Here is a 19,299-nt window from a genome sequence, read left to right on the forward strand (position 1 = left end):
GTTTTTTATTCTTTTATGATTTTGATTTCCTGTTCTCCCAAATCGGAAGCAATACGGCAAATATAAATACCGCTTTGTATTTGAGACAAATCCACTTCAACAGTTTGCTGCGACGTTTCTTCCGATTTTATCTTCTGCCCTAAAACATTCCAGAGCGCAAGGTTTTTTATGACTTGATTTTCTGCGGTAACAATCACTTTGTCTTTTACCGGATTCGGATACACCTTAAAGGCGGTATTATTCCAATGATGGGCTACCAATGTGGCCGTAACTTCAATGGTCAGCACAAAAGTACTGACACCGTCTGCATTAGAAGCAGTAACGGTATATTGTGCCGAAGGGGTTGGCATAGTTGGTGTCCCGGAAATTTCACCCGTGACAGGATTAAAACTTAAACCATCCGGTAAAGAAGGGGCAATACTATATCCAAACGATTTAATTTTTCTGATTTTATGGTTTCCATAATCCGAAACGTAAAGGGTATTGTTTGGCGCCACACAAATCCCGGTTGGGTTTTTAAAACTGGCACTGCTTGCCGTTCCGTCTGTGGCTCCCACGGCCCCGGTTCCGGCGAAGGTGCTTACATCTCCCGTTATGCTTATCTTTCTGATTTTGTTATTGCCTTCATCGGTAACAAAAAGTGAACCGTCTGAAGCTACAGCCACCAAAGCTGGATTGTTAAACGAAGCATTGATCCCTAAACCATCCGCAACGCCTGCCGCACCGTTTCCGGCAATGGTGGTCACTTGTCCTGAGGTATCAATTTTTCGGATGCGATGGTTACTGTAATCGGCTACATAAAGATTCCCTGCTGTATCAAGGCCCAAACCGGTAGGTCCGTTAAATTTAGCAGATGCCACAGTTCCATCCTGATAGCCGGAAGTACTGCCCGCATAAGTGGTTACGGTACCGTCGGGGGTTACCTTTCTGATTTTATGGTTGTTCCAGTCTGCTACGTATAAATTGTCCTGCGGATCAATAGCCATAGCCGCCGGATAGTAGAATTTTGCAGCCGTTCCCACTCCATCCAAATACCCTGCGGTAGAACCTGCTAAAGTAGAAACGGTCCCTGTTGGTGTTATTTTACGAATGCGGTGGTTGCTTTGGTCACTAATTAAAATATTGCCTTGAGAATCCACGATAGCTCCGTCCGGATAGCGAAAAGTAGCTACAGAAGTCGCTCCATTAGCGGCTCCGGCGGCTCCGGTTCCTGCAAGGGTGGTCACTACACCCACAGGAGTAATTTTACGGATTTTATGATTGCTCCGGTCTACTACAATAATGTCGTTTTGTCCGTTCAGGCTTACCACGGTAGGAAAATTAAAACTTGCTGAAACACTAGTTGCATCGGTACTTCCCACACTTCCGGAACCGGCTAAAGTAGACACTATAGGCTCGTTCGGTATGGTGCCTCCTGCATTATTGGGCAAAAGCGGCGTTATGGCTTGGTTTAAGGCAAAAACATTCGGAGTGGTGTACGAAATATCCGGAGCCTGCCCGAGAACAGTCACCGTAAAAAAACAAACCAGTAACACCTTGATAATCCGAATCATAAAGTTAAAAAATCAGACAAATGTAGCAAAAAAAACGAAAGGCGCTCCGAAATAAATTTCTAGAGCGCCTTCCTCACCAAAAACAAAAAATATTAACTAATCCTAACCTAACTTCTACTTTATGGCATCAGTCTTTTAGCAACTGATTTAAACCTATAACGGGCTGTCGCATGATTCATTGCCCGGTAAAATCACAATCTAATGTTAAATTTTTTAATCAGGGAATCTTGGGAATCAAATCACAAATGACTAACCAACACCTTATCCCTTATCAATGTCCCGGTCAAATAACATGCCACAGTAATCGGTAAAGTTTTCCCAATTCGGCAATTTTAAGTACTTTTGGGGTTACAAATTTGAAAATCAAGATGGGTGACACTCCAAAATTTGCAGTAATCGGTGGCGGAAGCTGGGCAACAGCTATTGCTAAAATGCTTTGCTTTAACCTACCGGAAATTGCGTGGTACATGCGAAACACTTACGCCATTGAACATATCAAAATCAACAAACACAACCCGAATTACCTTAGTTCGGTAGAATTTGACACCAAAAAACTTAAGCTTACCCAAGATATCAATGAAGCTGTGGCTTACGCCGATTATGTTATTTTTGCGATTCCTTCTGCCTTTTTAAGTACTGAATTGGAAAAACTGACCGTTAGTCTGGAAGGCAAAATCATTTTTTCGGCCATCAAGGGAATTGTTCCGGAAACCAGCTTAATTGTCGGGGAACATTTTCACAAAACGTACAATATCCCTTATGACAATATTGGTGTGATTACCGGCCCCTGTCATGCTGAAGAAGTAGCCTTGGAGCGTCTGTCCTACCTGACCATTGCCTGTGGAGATGATGAAAAAGCCAAAATCATGGCGGAAAATCTCAACAGTCATTACATCAAGACAAAAACTTCCGACGACATCATCGGGACGGAATATGCAGCCATGTTGAAAAACATCTATTCGATTGCCGCCGGGATTGCACACGGTTTAGGATACGGGGACAACTTTCAGGCTTTGCTGATGAGCAATGCCATCCGCGAGATGAAAAAATACATAAAAAAAGTGCACAAGATGAAGCGTAACATCAACGATTCGGCGTATTTGGGCGACTTATTGGTGACCGGCTATTCGATTTTTTCCCGTAACCGTATGTTTGGGAACATGATCGGAAAGGGCTACACGGTAAAATCGGCACAGATGGAAATGAGCATGGTGGCCGAAGGCTATTACGCTACCAAAAGTGCCCACAAACTGAACGAAACCTACAAAGCCAAAACCCCGATAATCGACGCGGTTTACGATGTGTTGTACGAAGGAAAAGAACCGAAAAAAGTATTCAAGAAACTTACCGAAAAGCTGGATTAAATAATTTTTGATTTTTTTTTAGAAATGATACGTTTCTGAAAAAATCATCCCGAAAATCCTTTGTGACCTTCAATGATTACAAGGGTTTGCTGCATTTTAAAACACAGTCCCTTTAAAAAACCGGTTATCGCGAAGCCTTACCGGTAAAGGGCCCACAGCGTTTCCCTTGGAGAAAAAAATAACATTTATATTAGCCAAAATAAATCAAAAAAGCCATTATGGACAACTTAATCAATCACCCCGGAATTTTAACGGTCTTTTCTATCGTCATTGTCGCGATGCTCCTTTTAGATTTGGGAGTTTTCAAAAAAAACAACCATGCGATCAGTAATCGCGAGGCCTTGATGTGGTCTACGCTTTGGATTACCCTGGCCATGGGGTTCAGTGCTGTGATTTATTATTATATGGGCGTGGAAAAATTTGCCCAGTTTCAATCGGCCTACTGGATCGAAAAAGCGCTTTCGGTGGACAACCTTTTCGTGTTCATCCTGGTATTCGGCTTTTTCAACGTACAGAAAGAACTCCATCATAAAGTATTGTTTTGGGGAATCATGGGTGCTTTAGTTTTTAGGGCCATCTTTATTTTTACCGGGGTGGAACTGATCAACCTAACCTATCTTCCTGAAATGGATGTATTTGGACATCTTGTAAAAATCAACATTATTCTTTCGATTTTTGGTATTTTCCTGATTTTTGCCGGAATCAAATCCTGGTTTTCAGAATCCGATGAAGGGGACAAAGACTTCACTAAAAGTCCCGGTGCTAAATTAGTACACCGTTTTTTTAAAGTAAGTGCGAATTATGACGGTGGAAAATTCTTTACCGTCCAAAACGGTGTAAAAATGGCCACACCTTTATTGGTGGTAGTAGCCGTAATCGAGTTTACCGACTTGATTTTTGCCGTAGACAGTATCCCGGCTATTTTTGCGATTGCCCCGAACGACCCTTTCATCTTATACACTTCGAATATTTTTGCGATTTTAGGGCTTAGGGCGCTTTATTTCCTTTTGGCCAACTTCATGCACATGTTCAGCCGTTTAAAATACGGATTGGCGCTTATTTTGGCTTTTATCGGCGTTAAAATGCTGATTGCGCCTTTCTGTCATATTTCGTCGCCGGTTTCGCTTATCATAGTGGGCAGCGTTTTAATGCTTTCGGTAGTAGCTTCGTTTGTTTTCCCGGTTAAGGAGTAATTTAATTTTTAGGATAAAATAAAAAGAGCGGTAGTACTACCGCTCTTTTTATTTGCTATTTATTTACTATTTAATCAGGATCTCATCCGTAAAAATATAAGCATCACCACCAGCACCCTGATGCCAGTCCGGCAATTTTCCGAAGTTAAACGCTTTCACTTTTACATAGCGCACAGTTGTTCCCTTAAGTTTTAAGGCAAAGGCTTTTATCTGTTCCTTGTAATCGTCAGCCGGAACGGTATTGGAAACCGATCCCACCAATTGGAAATTCACGTTGTCATTCGAAACATAGTATTCCACTTTAGTCGGCATTACAATCCAGGCACGGGTATCCTGCAGAAAACGTCCTGCAATCTCATTGATTTTCGTTTCTTTTTTCAAATCGATCACCGCTTCAAAATCCTGACCCTGATACCCTTGCCAATCGCCTTTACGCCAGTTTTCGTTGCCTAAAATGCCATCAATTAAACCTCCTGGCCCTCCAGCGTGGTATTGCTCCGAATATTTAGAAGCAATGGCAATCGCCCAATCGTTGGCTTTTTTGAAATAAGAAGCGGAAACTACATTGCTTCGTCTATCCGATTCATCAATACTGTAAGCATAAACCGTTGTTGATTCTTTAATTTTAAAAGGTTTTGAATATTTCCTGAACCTCTTACCCGCATTAAAAGAATAAAAAGCTGTGGTGCCCGGCGTGGCGACTATCGAAACCTGCAGATCTTTTTTGAAGGCTTTGCTTTCAGATTGAATTGCTGGAACAGGACTAATGTTCTCATAATTTTTTAAAGTTCGTAAGTAGTTTTCATCAAAACCAAAATTAGAATAATCATCCTGTATACTTTTTTTATTAATCACGCCATTGCTCCCATTTTCAAATTTTACATTAATTTCATTAAAAAAGGGTTCGCTTACAGTCCAATTACTAGCACGATGTGCAGGTGTAACGTTATAAATCCCCATCGAACTCAACACATACCAAGCGCTCATCTGCCCACAGTCTTCGTTTCCGATTAAACCGTCCGGTGTGTTTTTGTAAAATTCATTCAGGATGTAATGTACTTTTTCTTTAGTCTTTTCCGGTTTCCCGATATAATTGTACAAATACGCCATGTGGTGGCTCGGCTCGTTTCCGTGCGCGTATTGCCCAATCAAGCCCGTAATATCCGCCTGATCACGACCTGTAGTAGTTGTCGGCGCTGAAAACAAATCATCCAGTTTCGCTTCAAATTTTGCCGGACCGCCATGAGCAGCAATCAGCCCAGGAATATCCTGTGGCACAAAAAAGGAATACTGCCAGGAGTTCCCTTCCGTAAAGTTGTTGTTCACTTCACGTGGCTCAAAAGGACTGTCCCAACCTCCGTTTTTCTTCGGACGCATAAAACCGGTCTGACTGTCGAATAGGTTTTTCCAGCTTTGCGAACGCTTCATGAAATACTCGTAATCCTCCTTTTTATTCAGCAGATTTGCCATCTGCGCGATACACCAGTCGTCGTAGGCATATTCAAGGGTTTTGGAAACGCTTTCATGTTCATCGTCTATGGAAATGAAACCGTTCTTTTTATATGCCTCCAGTCCCAAATGGTCCAACATGGCGGAATGTTTCGCGGCTTCAAACGCTTTTTCGTAATCAAAACCTTTGATACCTTTCACCATCGCATCGGCAATTACCGAAACCGAGTGGTAGCCAATCATACAGTCGGTCTCGTTGGACGCCAGCTCCCAAACCGGTAAACGGCCGCCTTGTTCGTACTGTTTGATAAAGGTATTGATGTAATCGGAAGTTCGTTTCTTATCGATTAACGTATACAACGGATGCGCACCACGGAAGGTATCCCAAAGCGAAAAAACCGTGTAATAATCAAAGGTATCCGCCACATGAATCTGGTTGTCGCGGCCGCGGTATTTTCCGTCTAAATCTTCGGCAATGTTCGGCTGCATCATCGTGTGGTACAAGGCCGTATAAAATATCACCAGTTTTTCTTTGTCTTTTGATTCTACTTGGATTTTAGACAACTCCAGGTTCCAAAGCACGCCGGCATCTTTGATGGTACGCTCGAAGTCCCAGTGTTTGATTTCGGTTAAATTCAAGGCAGCGCCTTCATATCCGGTAGGCGATAACGCCACTTTCACAAAAATCTTTTCGCCTTTGGTTACCGGTTTGGAAAAGCTCAACGCTACTTCCGTTCCGGAATAAAAGTTCGATTCGTTTTTACCATTGGCTTTCACTTTATTGAGGGTCATCGGCTGGTTGAATTCGATGCGAGCGAACACGTATTGGTCACGTGCCCAAGCCTCACTCCTTCGTAACACTTCTATGGTTCTGCTGTTTACGATTCGAATGTCGCCCTGCAGCAGTTTATCGCGGTGGTTCAGATCTAAAATGATGTTGGCCTGTCCTGCCTGATTGAAAGTATACTCGTGGAAACCGACTCTGGTGGAAGCCGTGAGACGGACATCGATATTGTGTTTATCCAGTTTCACCCCATAAAAACCGGCCGCAGCCTTTTCATTCTGATGTGAGAAGGTTGATGAATATACTTTGTTATCAAACGAAGGTTCTCCCATGGTTGGCATCAGCATGATATCCCCATAATCGGAAACCCCTACTCCGTTAAGATGTGTATGGGAAAAGCCGTAAATAACGGAATCCGAATAATGATAACCACCACATCCGTCCCAGCTGCCGTCGATACGGGTATCCGGAGAAAGTTGCACCATCCCGAAAGGCACTGTGGCCCCCGGAAAAGTATGCCCGTGACCGCCGGTTCCTACAAACGGATTGACATATTGGGCAAAATTATGTTGTTGTGAAAAAGCAGTAGCCGAAAACAAAGCGGCCAATAAAAGAAAAGCTGGTTTTCTCATAAAATACGGTCTGTAAAATTTTCCCTAAAATAAAAAATATTTCAGGAACAGCAGCAACCGTTTTGTGATTTACTTCCCTAAAACGGGTAGTTTTGTCATGGCTTATTTTACAAGCACACCACGTTTGTTCATTACAGGAACATCTGTCGTAGCCTTTTCGTTGATACCATTGGTTTTGAACACATAGGTTTTATCGTAAAGTTTGTCACCGATAAAAAACGTTACCATGAATTCGTTGTTCAGTTGCAGTACATTGTTCTCCAGTAATTCGATTTTAACGGAGGAATTAGGTTCGACCTCCTTAAACGCATGACGGAAAGTCCCCGTTTTACGTTCTTCCCCATTAATGATACCATAAGCACGGGAAACCACGATGGCCATTTCCAGTTTTACATCGCTGTCGTTGATCAGGTGCACATACCAGGAGTTCTCCATAAAATCGTCGTTCCATTCCTGAACGGCTGCCACATATACATTTTCCACCTTTGGTATACTAATATCCTTTTGCATAACGTTGTAAATTAAAAGTGTGCAAATTTACTACAAATATTCGTTTATTAAAGCAGGATTGCCACACAACTCTTAGTAACGCTAAAACCTAACTACTTAACCATGAAAAACCTTCTCAAAACCTTTATTTTACTGTTTTGCCTGAATTCCTTTGCCCAAAACGGAATGTTCTCATATACAACAGAAAAAGAAATCATCAAGGTAAAACCTAACGAAAGTGCTAACCTTAAAATAACCGATTGGATTGTCAATGTCCCTACAGACAAGAAACTGGACAACAAATTCATCGTTTTGAATCTCTGGAAAACAGGTGCTTCGGAAGAACATTTTAAGCACTTTCAAATTGACCATTTAAACGAATTACAAGGTAAGTTTGGGAGCAAAAACCTGTATTTCATTTCGCTGGCCAATGAAAAACCCGAGGCACTTAAAAAAGAAGTAAAAAAATGGAATTTCAAAGCCATAGTCGCTTCTGATCAACGAAAAATCAACGCGTTTTGGACGGGAGGCATTGACAAAATAAGTTACCCACTTACCCTACTGATTGACAATTACGGCACCGTTAAATGGATCGGCATACCCCAACACCTTACGAAAAAAATACTACAGGAATTTCTGGCCGGCACTTTAGAGCCTTACGACATGTACATGAAAATCCGAAAAAAGAAATAAAAAAAGCTCCGGAATTCGGAGCTTTTTGTTTTATATACTGGATTTGAATTGCTCCAGGAAACGCACATCGTTTTCGTAGAACATTCGAATATCGCCAATTTGGTACAACAACATTGCAATACGCTCGATTCCCATACCGAAAGCGAAACCGTTGTATTTATCCGCATCGATGCCACAGTTTTTCAAAACGTTAGGATCTACCATTCCGCAACCCATAATTTCCAACCAACCGGTTCCTTTGGTGATACGGTAATCGGTTTCGGTTTTTAAGCCCCAGTAAATGTCTACCTCGGCACTTGGCTCGGTGAACGGGAAATAACTAGGACGCAGACGGATTTTCGATTTCCCGAACATCTCCTTAGTGAAATACAACAAAGTCTGTTTCAAATCAGCGAAGGAAACATTCTGATCAATATACAACCCTTCCACCTGATGGAAAATACAGTGGGAACGCGAGGAAACCGCTTCGTTGCGGAACACTCGCCCGGGAGAAATCGTACGGATCGGCGGTTTGTTGCCTTCCATGTAACGCACCTGAACCGATGACGTATGGGTACGCAACAATACATCCGGATTGGTCTGGATGAAAAACGTATCCTGCATGTCACGCGCCGGATGGTATTCCGGAAGGTTCAGTGCGGTAAAGTTATGCCAGTCGTCTTCTATTTCCGGACCTTCGGAAACGTTGAAGCCGATGTTGGAAAAAATATCGACAATCTGGTTTTTAACGATGGAAATAGGATGACGGGAACCAACAACCAAAGGCTCGCCCGGACGCGTCAAATCGCCATAAACACCACCAGCCACTTCTTTGCTTTCCAAAGTTTCCAGGATGGTTTTTACTTTATCTTCTGCTGTGGTTTTCAACAGGTTGATTACCTGACCAAATTCTTTTTTCTGGTCGTTCGGCACGTTTTTGAATTCGGCAAAAAGGTCTTTCAACAAGCCTTTGCTTCCCAGGAATTTAATTCGGAAAGCTTCCAAGGTGTCTTTATTGTCGGTGGTAAAAGCCTGTGCTTCACCAATGTATTCTTTAATCTTATCAGTCATCGTCATACGGTAATTGGATGCAAATTTAGCAAATTAATTTGTAGTTTTCAGTCGCAGTCGCAGTAATCAGTGTGAAAATTCAAAACTGAGACTGTAAACTGAGACTGCCAACTAATCTATAAGTTCTTTCTCCAGAAAATAATTCACAATCGCTTCTTTCATCAGTACGGATTGCTCTCCGGCTTTTAACGAAGGCAACTGCTCTTTCACCTGATAATGCGGCCAGCCTTCTGCATCGAAAAACTCGAATTCGTAGTAGCCGTAGGGCTCGAGCAAACGGCAAATGGCGATGTGCATCAGGTTGAGCTTTTCGTCTTTTTTGAATTTACGGTTGAGTTGCCCCAATTCCTGTACGCCAATCAGGTAAATAATAGCGTCCAAATCCAATATTTCACCATCGGCAAACTGGTTGGATAATATGTTGACCACTGCGTCCCAGCGGGTTTTTAACTGTTCGTCTCTAGACATTTTTTAAAAATATGAGTTATGAGTTATGAATTAGGAATCCACCTTTCATAAAATTATGCTGCAAAGATAGTGAGTTATGCAACGAGAATCATGGTTTCGAAAAAGTCTTTTCTCTTGTTTCTTGTCTCTATTCTCACTTCTTGTATCTTTGTTCTTGCATCTATTTTCTTAATCATGGGTTTCATCGATATCGTTTTGGCCGCACTGCTGATTTTCGCACTGATTAAAGGCTTACGCAACGGACTTTTTGTGGAATTGGCTTCGCTGATCGCTTTCTTCATCGGGATTTATGTTGCGATTAAATTCTCCTATGTTAGTAAAGCCCTATTGGAACCTCATGTTTCCTGGTCGCCGAAAACGATACAGGTGAGCGCTTTTATCATAACCTTGCTAGTGGTTGTGGTTGCCATCCATTTATTGGCCAAAGTATTTACCGGCATGGCGGATTTTGCTTTTTTAGGCTGGCTGAACACCATTGGTGGCGGGCTATTTGCCGTTTTAAAAACAATTTTGCTGTTGGGAATTGTACTGAACCTGTTTCAGAAAGTGAACCACAACAACATGCTGCTATCAAAAGAAACACAGGAAAAATCACTGCTTTTGAATCCGGTCATGAAAACTTCGGAAGCACTGTTGCCCGTAGTAACGGATTGGTTTGAGGAGTTGAAAAAAACACCGCTTCAACCGGAATCAGAAACAACTTCCTGAAAACCGCACTGAATTACTGCGACTGTGACTGATTACTGTGACTAATTTTAATCCCCGCCGCAGCCCCCACAGCCGCTTCCGCAACTGGAACCACAGCTTGAGCCACAGGAACTTCCGCAACCGGTATTGCAACCTGACCCGTTTTTGGCATTGTTTCGGTTCGTATACCCGACAAGCGGAATAAACGAAAGCACGAGTAATTCCTCGCCTTTCAGGAAATAATTCCAGCTCCAGTCCAGGTCTCCTTTATGAATCCTGTCGTTGTAGATCTTTTCAGAATATTTAGCAAAAAGAATTTCGCTGAAAAACATTTTATAAACCCTTATCAGATAAAAGACTGAAAGCACCAACATAACCCCTAGCGTCATTAAAATAAAGGTTACCGGCTTCCCATTATAAAGCCCGAACAAAAGCCTTAAAAGTCCGGCCAGAAAAAAGAAAAGCAGCACAAAAAGATTGACAGCAAATATTTTTATAAAATCAGTGGAAGAACGCACAACACGGCAAAAGGCATCCACACTCAATTTCACCTTCAGAAGAAGGGCATTTTCAGTGACCGTTTTTAAAACTTCCGGGTAATAAACCCCAAGTTTTTCCTTTACTTTATCCACGATAAGCACTTCAATCCGATTGGTTACGCCCTCTTCTTCGATAAAATGCAATTTATGGTCCGACCTGATAGCAATATTCTTCTTCAGCAACAGATTATTGGTATAAACATGGACGCATTCGGAAATTTTCCCCGTTGTCAGGTAAATCATTTCCAGGGAACTAAAATGCTGCACCAGTGCATTCGGAAAAATCTTTGCAAGCATTCTTTTAAAGGCAAAGCGGTTAAAAATTTCCAGTGCCGAAAAGAGAAGTATGTTCAGGATGATAAAGCTGTAAACAAAGTCCGGATTTGCAATCTTCAGGTAAAACGGCTGCCAAAACTGCGCACCGCTTAGCACCAAAACCGCAAACAGCAACACAAAGAGAACCACCTTACTGCTGAAATTGACTTTATAAGTGGCAAACGGCAAATCTTCAAAAATCGCTTTACAGTTCCAAATCATTTCTGGCTGTTTTCCGAAATACATTTCGTAAACCTCCTGTGTGGTTTTTTTAGCCTTCGTAAATTTTTCATAGTCGTCTTTAGAATGCGTAGACGGTATATGTTCGATTTTTTTACCCAATAAGGTGCAGAAGACCTGATACGACTGACTGTAAAGCAAATGCTGGTGCCACACCACATCCACTATTTCAGACGGGGAAACCATGGTGTTGGAAACGGCAGCCAGAAACATGAATTTCTTATATTCCTCTATGGCTTTTGCAGTGAAATGCTCCGTCCAGCGGTTTTCATACGCCAGGCGGTCTGAAAAAGCATAAGGCACGTTCGGTTCATCCAAACTGAAATCCCTTATCTTCTCCCACACAAGCATTGCCATTCTATTCTTTATGAAATTATTTCAATTCTCTGATCGCACTTTTCTCGATCCAACCCAACGTCTGATCGGTCAGTTCTATTTTACACCAATTGTCCTGGGTTTCCAATATGTATACTTTAGCCCCTTCATGTAACTCGAAAGCATTGGGTGCCGTGGTTTTGGGTTCGTTTTTCACGGTGGCAAGTTCAGCAAAAACAATCGCGGGACGTTCACCGTTATAATTCTTACGCTCAAGGATGGCCGAAGCCACACTTAACACAATCACCAATAACGACAACAGCATCCCTACAAAAAACAAACGCTTCATCAGAGACGTTCCGCCAAAATAATATCCGATAAAAAACAACAGGAATACAACTGAAAAACCGGTAGCTATGCCCGCCCAGGTATCGTAATGAAACACATCCAAAGCATCGTTGAGCATTTTGGAAAAGCCTACTTTCGGCACGACTTTGATTTCATCGATCGCCATTTTCTGGGCAAATTTCAGATTGGTTCGTATTTCGGCATCGTCCGGATTGAGCAATAAGGCTTTTTCGTAATTATAAACGGCCGGTGCGACTTTATGCAATTTGTAGTACGCATTCCCCAAATTAAAATACAGTTCCGCGGATTGTTCCCCGGATTTCAAAATCCCTTCGTAAACCGCAACGGCTTCTTCGTACTGTTCTTTTTTATAGAGATCGTTCCCTTTCTGAAAAGCCGATTGGGCAAAAATCGCCTGAGAAACCAGTAAAATTATATAAAATAGCTTTTTCATGTGTTCCAATTTAAATCTGCTTGCTCAACTCTGAAATTACGGTTACCGCTTTGTCATAATCCTGCTGCATCGCCACATTAGTCGACGGAGCATAACGGGCTATTTCACAACTGTCCATCAAGGCCATAAAATCCGAAAGGGTTTCAGGCCGCGCTTTTCTCGACACCAATAAGTCCTGAATGTTTTCTTTGGTCATTTCAGAGGTTTCAATACGCAGTTTGGCTTTCAGGAAATTGTGAAGCGCACGTTCCATCGCATCGTAGAACGGCTCTTTGTTCCCCATTTGTTTGCTGGCTTCCGACAAAAATTTCTTAGCCAGTTTGTTGGACTGACGGATACGGTTACCCGCCACATCGCTGTCAATGGCTTCTTTTTTCTTCTTCGCCAGAATAATGATCGGGATGAACAGGAACGGAGCAATCAGCAAGGAATAAAACAACGTTGAGCCCAGAAAATCGTTTTGTCGGATCGGAGAAAGTTCCGTATCGGATTTCACAAAGGCAAACTGATCGCTTTTGCTTATGGTCTGTTTCTCACCTGAAGCCACGCCTTCACCTGAAGTTGGCATCGGGCCTTCCAGGACATCGATTCGGACCGTTTCGGAAGTAATCGTTTTATAGGTATTCGAATTCAGGTCAAAATAACTGAAGGAAAGCGGCTTGATGGTATATGTCCCTTTATACTGCGGCACGATGGTATAGGTATCCGAAATCGTCCCCTGCATACCACTAAGTGGCGTGGTAACGTTTTCTTTATGTTCCGGATCGTACATCTCCAAAGCATTCGGCACTATAGGTTTTGGCAGGGTAAAGAGCTTCATGTTCCCTTTCCCGGCGGCACTTACCACAAGTTGCAGTGATTCTCCGGATTTTAAAGTCGTTTTGGATGGCTTTACCTTGAAGTCAAAATTCCCTACCGCACCCGTAAAATCAGCTGGTTTTCCGTTTTCCGGCAAAGCTTTCACAGTAATGGACCTGGCACCGGCCGAAACCTTCTTGGTTCCGTTGGCATATTCCATACGGCCAAACACATCGCGGCGTCCGGTTGGGGCCTGCATGGTAATATCCAAAGCTAAAGGCTCAATATTCAGTTTACCCGATTTTTGCGGATAGAGTACTGTTTTTCGTAGAATCACGTAACGGTAATCTTCACCGTTGTATTTTCCCATTTGCACCGTTAAGTTCTTAACATCAATGCTCTGGCTCCAGAAATTATTGTATTTCGGACTTGCCGATTCACGGAAATCGCTCACGCTCACATAGGGGCTCACATACAGTTTGTACACGGCCGTAATCGGTTCGTTTACGTAGGGATTGTTGTTGGAGATTTCAGCTACCAGATGGATTCCTCCTTCTTTTAAAGAGGGCGGTATCGGTGGCGGCTGTATTTGTCTTGGTCGTCGGTTACCGAAAATAACGGCAAAAGGATCTTCCTCTTCTTCCGGTTCCTGCTGTTGGACCGCATTACCCACCGTTACTTTAATCGAATTGGTCTTATAGACTTTCCCGGCTATTTCTATCGAAGCGGGTTTGATGACAAAGGTTCCTTTTTTGGTAGGCATCAGAAAATACGAGTAGGACTTACTGAAGGATTTTCTTCCGTTCACCCAAGCGTAATTTACCGACTGGTTGGGCCCGCCAAAAATTTTAAACCCTTCGAAGGCCGGGGCTTCAAAATTATCCCCGTCGTCGTTCATGGTAAAATCCACGCGCAAACGTTCGTTGATCCCAATGGAACTTTTGCTCACGGTAGCCTTAAATTCCACCTGAGCAAAAACCGACTGAACAGCCAGCAACAGTAAAATTATGATTCCTTTTATTCTCATTCTTTCAATCCCTTTTTCGCATGCTGACAATTTTCAAATTGTCTCATTTTCAAATTATCAAATTGACTACCAGTCTTTTTCATTTCGCTTCGGACTTCCTTTAACTTCCCGTCCTTTTACGCGCTCCTGAATTTTCTTCTCTTCATTGTTCAGGGCGTCCAGCATACTTTCCATACGCTGTTTGGTGGCACCGCTTGGCTGGGGTTTCGGTTGTTCCTTATCCTGGTTCTCCTTCTGGTCTTTTTTGTTTTCGTCAGGTTTGTTCTGCTGGTCTTTCTGATCCTGCTTCTCTTTTTGCTTATCCTGCTGTTCTTTCGGATCTTGCTTTTTCTCCTGATCCTTATTCTTGTCTTTATCGTTCTTGTCGTTCTTTGGCGGATTCTGTTTCAGTTTTTGTTTGGCCAAAGCATAATTGTAACGCGTTTCATCATCGTTAGGATTGTTTCGCAAAGCATTCTTATAGGCTTCAACAGCTTCCTGATAATTTTTTTCCGCCATTAATGCATTTCCTATATTATGAAAGGCTTTGTGCTTCTCCGGTTTCGTTTTGGCTTCCGCAATAGCCCGGGAATAGGAAAATTTAGCTTCTCCCGGTTGGTTTTGCCTGTAAATGGCATTCCCAAGGTTATACGAGGCCATGGCCGATTTCGGGTTTTTAAATTGCGATTTTCGGTATTCGGTTTCTGCCTCAGCGTATTTTTTCTCCTCGAACTGACCGTTGCCTTCAGGCAAGTTTTTATCTTTCTCCTGCGCAAAAAGCAACGCGGAAAAAAACAAGAAACCATATATCATCAGTTGCTTCATTAGGCTTTTTTCTTTTCATTAAACAAGTTCAACTTCTTCACCCAGGCGGTTTTGCGTTCCAGGAAGAACACATCAATCAGCAGCAATAAGAATGCTAAGGCCAGAAACCACTGGAACTGAGATTCGAAGTTGGCAATCTGTTGGCTTTCGAAATCGGTTTTTTCTAAATTATCCAGACCGTTTTTCACAAATTCCAACACTTCTTTGGTGCTACCTCCGAAAACATATCCGCCGTTAGCATTTTTTGAAATGGTTTTTAGGGTTTCCGGATACAGTTTGGTGATCACCGTTTCGCCGTTCTGGTCTTTTTTGAAACTTTCGATTACCCCATTATGACGCAAGGGAATCGGCCCTCCTTTTTCGGTTCCGATACCTATGGTGATTACTTTGATTTTCTTTTCCTTGATTTCTTCCAGCGCTTCTTCAAAACCTTCGCCGTGGTCTTCCCCGTCGGAAAGCATGATGATCAACTTACTGGTTTGCGGATCGTCAAAATAAGACGCGGCCATTTTCAGTGCCTCTCCCAAGGCCGTTCCCTGAGAAGAAACCATGTCGGTGTTCATGCTCTGCAGGTACATTTTAGCCACGCTGTAATCGGTGGTAATCGGCAAAACCGGATACGCACTTCCGGCATACCCAACAATTCCGATGCGGTCACTCCCTAACTGGTTGATGATTTGCGAAACCACCTGCTTGGTTTTTTCCAGACGGTTCGGGGCAATGTCCTCCGCCAGCATACTCTTGGAAATGTCCACCGCAAAAACGATGTCCACACCCTGACGTTTTACCGTTTCCATCTTGGTTCCGATCTTCGGATTGACCAAGGCGACGATCAAAGCTGCCAAGCCAAGTAAAACCACCACCAGTTTCAAAACCGGTTTGAACGATGATTTTTCCGGACACAAGTGTTTCAGTAAATCCGAATCTCCGAATTCTTTCTGCTTTTTACGCTGCCAATACAAATTGACAAGAAAAAGCAGCAGCACTATCGGAAGCGCGGCTAACAGGTAAAAATATTTCGGTTCGTCAAATTCCCACATACTCTTAAAAATCCAAAAATCAAATGCTAAATTCCAACTTAAATAAACGATCTGAAAAGTGTCTTGCGCAATACTAGTTCCACGACTAAAAACCCTAAGGCCAAAAAGGCCAAAAAGCGGTATTTTTCGTCAAAATTATAAAAACGCTGTTCCGTTACTTCAGTGGTTTCGAGTTTGTTGATTTCGTTATAAATATTTTCCAGACTCTCATTGCTGGTAGCTCTGAAATACTTTCCACCGGTCATTCTGGCGATGTCTTTCATCACTTTTTCGTCGATTTCGACTTTCATTCGTTTGTACTGGAACTGTCCGTTAGGCGCAATAGCGTAAGGAAATTCCGCCATCCCGTTGGTTCCGATACCGATCGTGTAGACTTTCAGCCCATATTCCTTAGCAATTTCCGAAGCTGTCATCGGATCAATAAACCCGGAATTGTTCACCCCGTCGGTCAAAAGAATGATGACTTTACTTTTCGCTTTACTATCTTTCAGACGGTTCACCGCGGTAGCCAATCCCACCCCGATTCCGGTTCCGTCCTGTAATACATTATCATATTTGATCCCGTCCAAAGCTTGTAAAACCACAGCTTTATCACTGGTCACCGGTGTTTTGGTATAACTTTCCGAAGCAAAAACCACCAAGCCGATACGATCGTTCACGCGTTGTTCCACGAAATCGGAGGCTACCCGTTTCAAAGCTTCCATACGGTTGGGTTTCAAATCTTTGGCCAGCATACTTCCCGAAACGTCGATGGACATAACGATATCGATACCGCGTGTCATCCTTGATTTGTTGGTAACATCGGTAGATTGCGGACGCGCCAAAGCCACTATCAAAGCACTTAAAGCTAACATACGCAATACGAACAACAACGGTTTTAGTTTCGGTAAAAGGGAACCCGCGGCTTTAAATCCCTGCACGGAACTTATTTTTAAGGTAGCGGACTGTTCTTTTCTTTTCCAGAAATACCAACCGATAGCTATTGGCAGGACCAAAAACAGCCAGAAAAATTCCGGATTGGCAAAAGTGATATGCTTCATCATGGCGCTGCTTTTCTAAGTTCTACCGATTCTAATATTCTTGCCGTGATTTTGCTGCCGTATTCATCACCTTCCGGATAGAATAACAATACCGACTGTAAGCCGCCATCCTGACTGAAAATCACAAACTCATAAAATACTTTTACGGAACGTTTGCTGATGGCATCCAACATGTTCATCGTTCCGTAGGCTTTTCTACCGGATAAGCCTTCCGGCGTATTGAAATCTTCTGTTTTAATAATGATGTCCTGAGCACCTTTCGCTTCCAGTGACTGCATACCGCCTTCAAGCGCTTTGTCCAGATCCACTTTGGTTTGCTGCTTGTACTTCAGTGTGGACAGCATTACATAATAATCATCGAAATACCCGCCATATTCGAACAGCTGCATTTCTTTTATCAGTGCCATACCCTTTTTACCTACCACTTCGGCAGCGTCTTTACGTTTTAAAACATCTGGGGTAGCGACTATGATTCCCGGATTTCCGTATTCGCTGGTAATCCAGTCTTTCTCGTACATTTCCTTAGTGGATTCACCAAACAAATTGTATTGATCGAAGAAATAATAGGTTACGGCAATGGCTACGATAAAACCGGCTGCAAACCCAATCAACTGATTGCGTTTCTTTATTTTTTTAAGGCGTTGTTCTTCCTGTAAACGGGCGTATTCCAGGCTTTCCTCATCTTCTTCCTGTTTTGGAAGGGATTTATCGATGGTAAAAATGATTTTCTCAATGTTTTTACGGTCTTCGGCTATTTCAAAATCCATCGGTTTGGACTTGGCGAATTTTACCAAATCGGCGTTCTTTAAGATTTTCTCGAAGGTTTCCATGGTTTCCTGACGGATGCCCATTTTCTTTTTCATCGAAGCTTTTCGCATGGCTTCCAGCAATTCATCGGTAGTGCTTTCCATCGCGGGGATGTGCACCGTTTCTTCGATGTAGGTACGAGTAATATCGGTCATTTCGGAATAGTACGACTTAACATCGCCTTGTTCCAAAAGGGATTTTTTCTCTAAACTTTTAAGTAACGTGGTCGCTTTTTCAATAGGGGAAGCATAGACGATTTCTTCCTCCACGGTTCTGTTCTTGTATTTTTTGTACCACCAGTAGCCTAAATAGCCTAATCCGCAAAGCAGTAACAAGGCCAACAGGTACCACCATAAATTGGAAGACGCATCCTTCGGCTCCATTATCGGTTTGATGTCGTACAGTTTTTGTTTTAAGGTATCCACCTCTACCGGATTCACCTCAACCACGGCCGAATCTGACAGAAACTGCTTGTTGCCGATTAAAACAGGAATTCTGGGCACCACATAACGACCGGAATCGAATTGGGTCAGTGCATATTTTTTGATGAATTCGTAAGTAGCATTTTTTTTCACCGTATCAACAGGATACGATTCCAATACTTCGAGTTGTCCGATATTCTTCACATCGGGAAAAGCCACTCGGGTTTCCTTAGTCCCTTTTATTTTCAGGGTAAGATGGAATTGCGAACCGATCTTGATTTTGGTGGAATCCACGCTGGTCTGCACCGGCTGTTGGGCAAAACCAATGGCCGTCAATAGTAAAAAAAGAGATATGTATATTTTTCTAAGCATTTTGAATTGATGAATGAAGATTAACGATTTTTGATTTCAGAATTTGACTTTGCTGTCTTAATACTTGAAACAAAAATTGATATTAATTCATTAGCTTCTGTTTTTAATGTCTGAAGTAATAAACTGTTTGAGGTTAACTTCGCTTTTTCAATAATTTTTAAACAATTTAAAGTTTCTCTTAATTCTTTTAAACATATACCCATTTTATGAATAAAGTCCTTTCGGCTTTCTCCACTTTGTGCCTCCCCGTAATTTAATGCCGGTGAGGTTGAAGAACGAATGATCTGAGAAGCCAAATGATTGCCTGCATAAGATTTGTCCACTTCATTAATGAACAATATAGTATTTGCGGCAAAATCAATTAATCTTTCTTCTAAATCAAATTTCTTCATTTCATTTCACAATTATTTTTATTT

General features: G+C 42.3%; 17 protein-coding genes. 4 read left to right on the forward strand and 13 right to left on the reverse strand.

The genetic code is table 11. The features are described from left to right. Positions 1-5 precede the first annotated feature (5 nt). Complete coding sequence (locus ACWPKD_RS06850; protein WP_455411921.1) at positions 6-1,553, reverse strand: T9SS type A sorting domain-containing protein; 1,548 nt, start codon at positions 1,551-1,553, stop codon at positions 6-8. A gap of 368 nt (positions 1,554-1,921) precedes the next feature. On the opposite strand from ACWPKD_RS06850, the gene ACWPKD_RS06855 reads away from it, so the two are divergent. Together ACWPKD_RS06855 and ACWPKD_RS06860 are read left to right on the forward strand one after the other, a co-directional pair. Then, positions 1,922-2,917 carry an NAD(P)H-dependent glycerol-3-phosphate dehydrogenase gene (locus ACWPKD_RS06855; RefSeq protein ID WP_455411969.1) on the forward strand — a complete coding sequence of 332 codons (996 nt, stop codon included), beginning with the start codon at positions 1,922-1,924 and terminating at the stop codon, positions 2,915-2,917. Between the two features lie 218 nt (positions 2,918-3,135). Continuing rightward, positions 3,136-4,110 (forward strand): TerC/Alx family metal homeostasis membrane protein, encoded by a 975-nt coding sequence (locus tag ACWPKD_RS06860; protein WP_455411922.1) that lies wholly within the window; start codon positions 3,136-3,138, stop codon positions 4,108-4,110. Between the two features lie 66 nt (positions 4,111-4,176). On the opposite strand, the gene ACWPKD_RS06865 is transcribed toward ACWPKD_RS06860, so the two are convergent. Together ACWPKD_RS06865 and ACWPKD_RS06870 are read right to left on the reverse strand one after the other, a co-directional pair. After that, entirely contained in the window at positions 4,177-6,975 is a 2,799-nt protein-coding gene (locus ACWPKD_RS06865) for a GH92 family glycosyl hydrolase (RefSeq protein WP_455411923.1), read from the reverse strand. A 102-nt stretch (positions 6,976-7,077) separates the two neighbouring features. Then, complete coding sequence (locus ACWPKD_RS06870) at positions 7,078-7,485, reverse strand: hypothetical protein (protein WP_455411924.1); 408 nt, start codon at positions 7,483-7,485, stop codon at positions 7,078-7,080. 102 nt (positions 7,486-7,587) lie between these two features. Here ACWPKD_RS06870 and ACWPKD_RS06875 point away from each other — a divergent pair, with 102 nt between their 5' ends. Next, complete coding sequence (locus ACWPKD_RS06875; protein ID WP_455411925.1) at positions 7,588-8,157, forward strand: hypothetical protein; 570 nt, start codon at positions 7,588-7,590, stop codon at positions 8,155-8,157. A 30-nt stretch (positions 8,158-8,187) separates the two neighbouring features. On the opposite strand, the gene pheS is transcribed toward ACWPKD_RS06875, so the two are convergent. After that, entirely contained in the window at positions 8,188-9,207 is a 1,020-nt protein-coding gene (gene pheS, locus ACWPKD_RS06880; RefSeq protein WP_455411926.1) for a phenylalanine--tRNA ligase subunit alpha, read from the reverse strand. 111 nt (positions 9,208-9,318) lie between these two features. Further along, the gene (locus tag ACWPKD_RS06885; RefSeq protein ID WP_455411927.1) at positions 9,319-9,675 is read right to left on the reverse strand and encodes a hypothetical protein; all 357 of its coding nucleotides are present in this window, start codon (positions 9,673-9,675) and stop codon (positions 9,319-9,321) included. 174 nt (positions 9,676-9,849) lie between these two features. Between ACWPKD_RS06885 and ACWPKD_RS06890 the strand changes: the two genes are divergently transcribed. Continuing rightward, positions 9,850-10,383, forward strand: coding sequence for a CvpA family protein (locus ACWPKD_RS06890; protein WP_455411928.1), 534 nt, complete (start codon positions 9,850-9,852; stop codon positions 10,381-10,383). A 47-nt stretch (positions 10,384-10,430) separates the two neighbouring features. Here ACWPKD_RS06890 and ACWPKD_RS06895 read toward each other — a convergent pair whose 3' ends face one another. The 8 genes from ACWPKD_RS06895 to ACWPKD_RS06930 all read right to left on the reverse strand — a co-directional run bounded on the left by ACWPKD_RS06895 (position 10,431) and on the right by ACWPKD_RS06930 (position 19,275). Beyond that, on the reverse strand, positions 10,431-11,813 hold the full coding sequence (locus tag ACWPKD_RS06895; RefSeq protein WP_455411929.1) for a glycine-rich domain-containing protein: 1,383 nt from the start codon (positions 11,811-11,813) through the stop codon (positions 10,431-10,433). Between the two features lie 16 nt (positions 11,814-11,829). Continuing rightward, a complete protein-coding gene (locus tag ACWPKD_RS06900) occupies positions 11,830-12,573 on the reverse strand; it encodes a tetratricopeptide repeat protein (RefSeq protein ID WP_455411930.1) in 744 nt (247 codons plus the stop codon). 10 nt (positions 12,574-12,583) lie between these two features. Continuing rightward, positions 12,584-14,398, reverse strand: a complete 1,815-nt coding sequence (locus ACWPKD_RS06905; RefSeq protein ID WP_455411931.1) for a BatD family protein — start codon at positions 14,396-14,398, stop codon at positions 12,584-12,586. Between the two features lie 66 nt (positions 14,399-14,464). Continuing rightward, on the reverse strand, positions 14,465-15,202 hold the full coding sequence (locus tag ACWPKD_RS06910) for a tetratricopeptide repeat protein (RefSeq protein WP_455411932.1): 738 nt from the start codon (positions 15,200-15,202) through the stop codon (positions 14,465-14,467). Continuing rightward, the gene (locus ACWPKD_RS06915; protein WP_455411933.1) at positions 15,202-16,242 is read right to left on the reverse strand and encodes a VWA domain-containing protein; all 1,041 of its coding nucleotides are present in this window, start codon (positions 16,240-16,242) and stop codon (positions 15,202-15,204) included. The genes ACWPKD_RS06910 and ACWPKD_RS06915 overlap by 1 nt, the downstream gene beginning before the upstream one ends. A gap of 38 nt (positions 16,243-16,280) precedes the next feature. Continuing rightward, on the reverse strand, positions 16,281-17,282 hold the full coding sequence (locus ACWPKD_RS06920) for a vWA domain-containing protein (protein WP_455411970.1): 1,002 nt from the start codon (positions 17,280-17,282) through the stop codon (positions 16,281-16,283). Further along, positions 17,282-18,883, reverse strand: a complete 1,602-nt coding sequence (locus ACWPKD_RS06925; RefSeq protein WP_455411934.1) for a hypothetical protein — start codon at positions 18,881-18,883, stop codon at positions 17,282-17,284. The genes ACWPKD_RS06920 and ACWPKD_RS06925 overlap by 1 nt, the downstream gene beginning before the upstream one ends. A gap of 20 nt (positions 18,884-18,903) precedes the next feature. Further along, complete coding sequence (locus ACWPKD_RS06930) at positions 18,904-19,275, reverse strand: four helix bundle protein (RefSeq protein WP_455411935.1); 372 nt, start codon at positions 19,273-19,275, stop codon at positions 18,904-18,906. Positions 19,276-19,299 lie beyond the last annotated feature (24 nt).

Source organism: Flavobacterium pedocola, assembly GCF_053764385.1.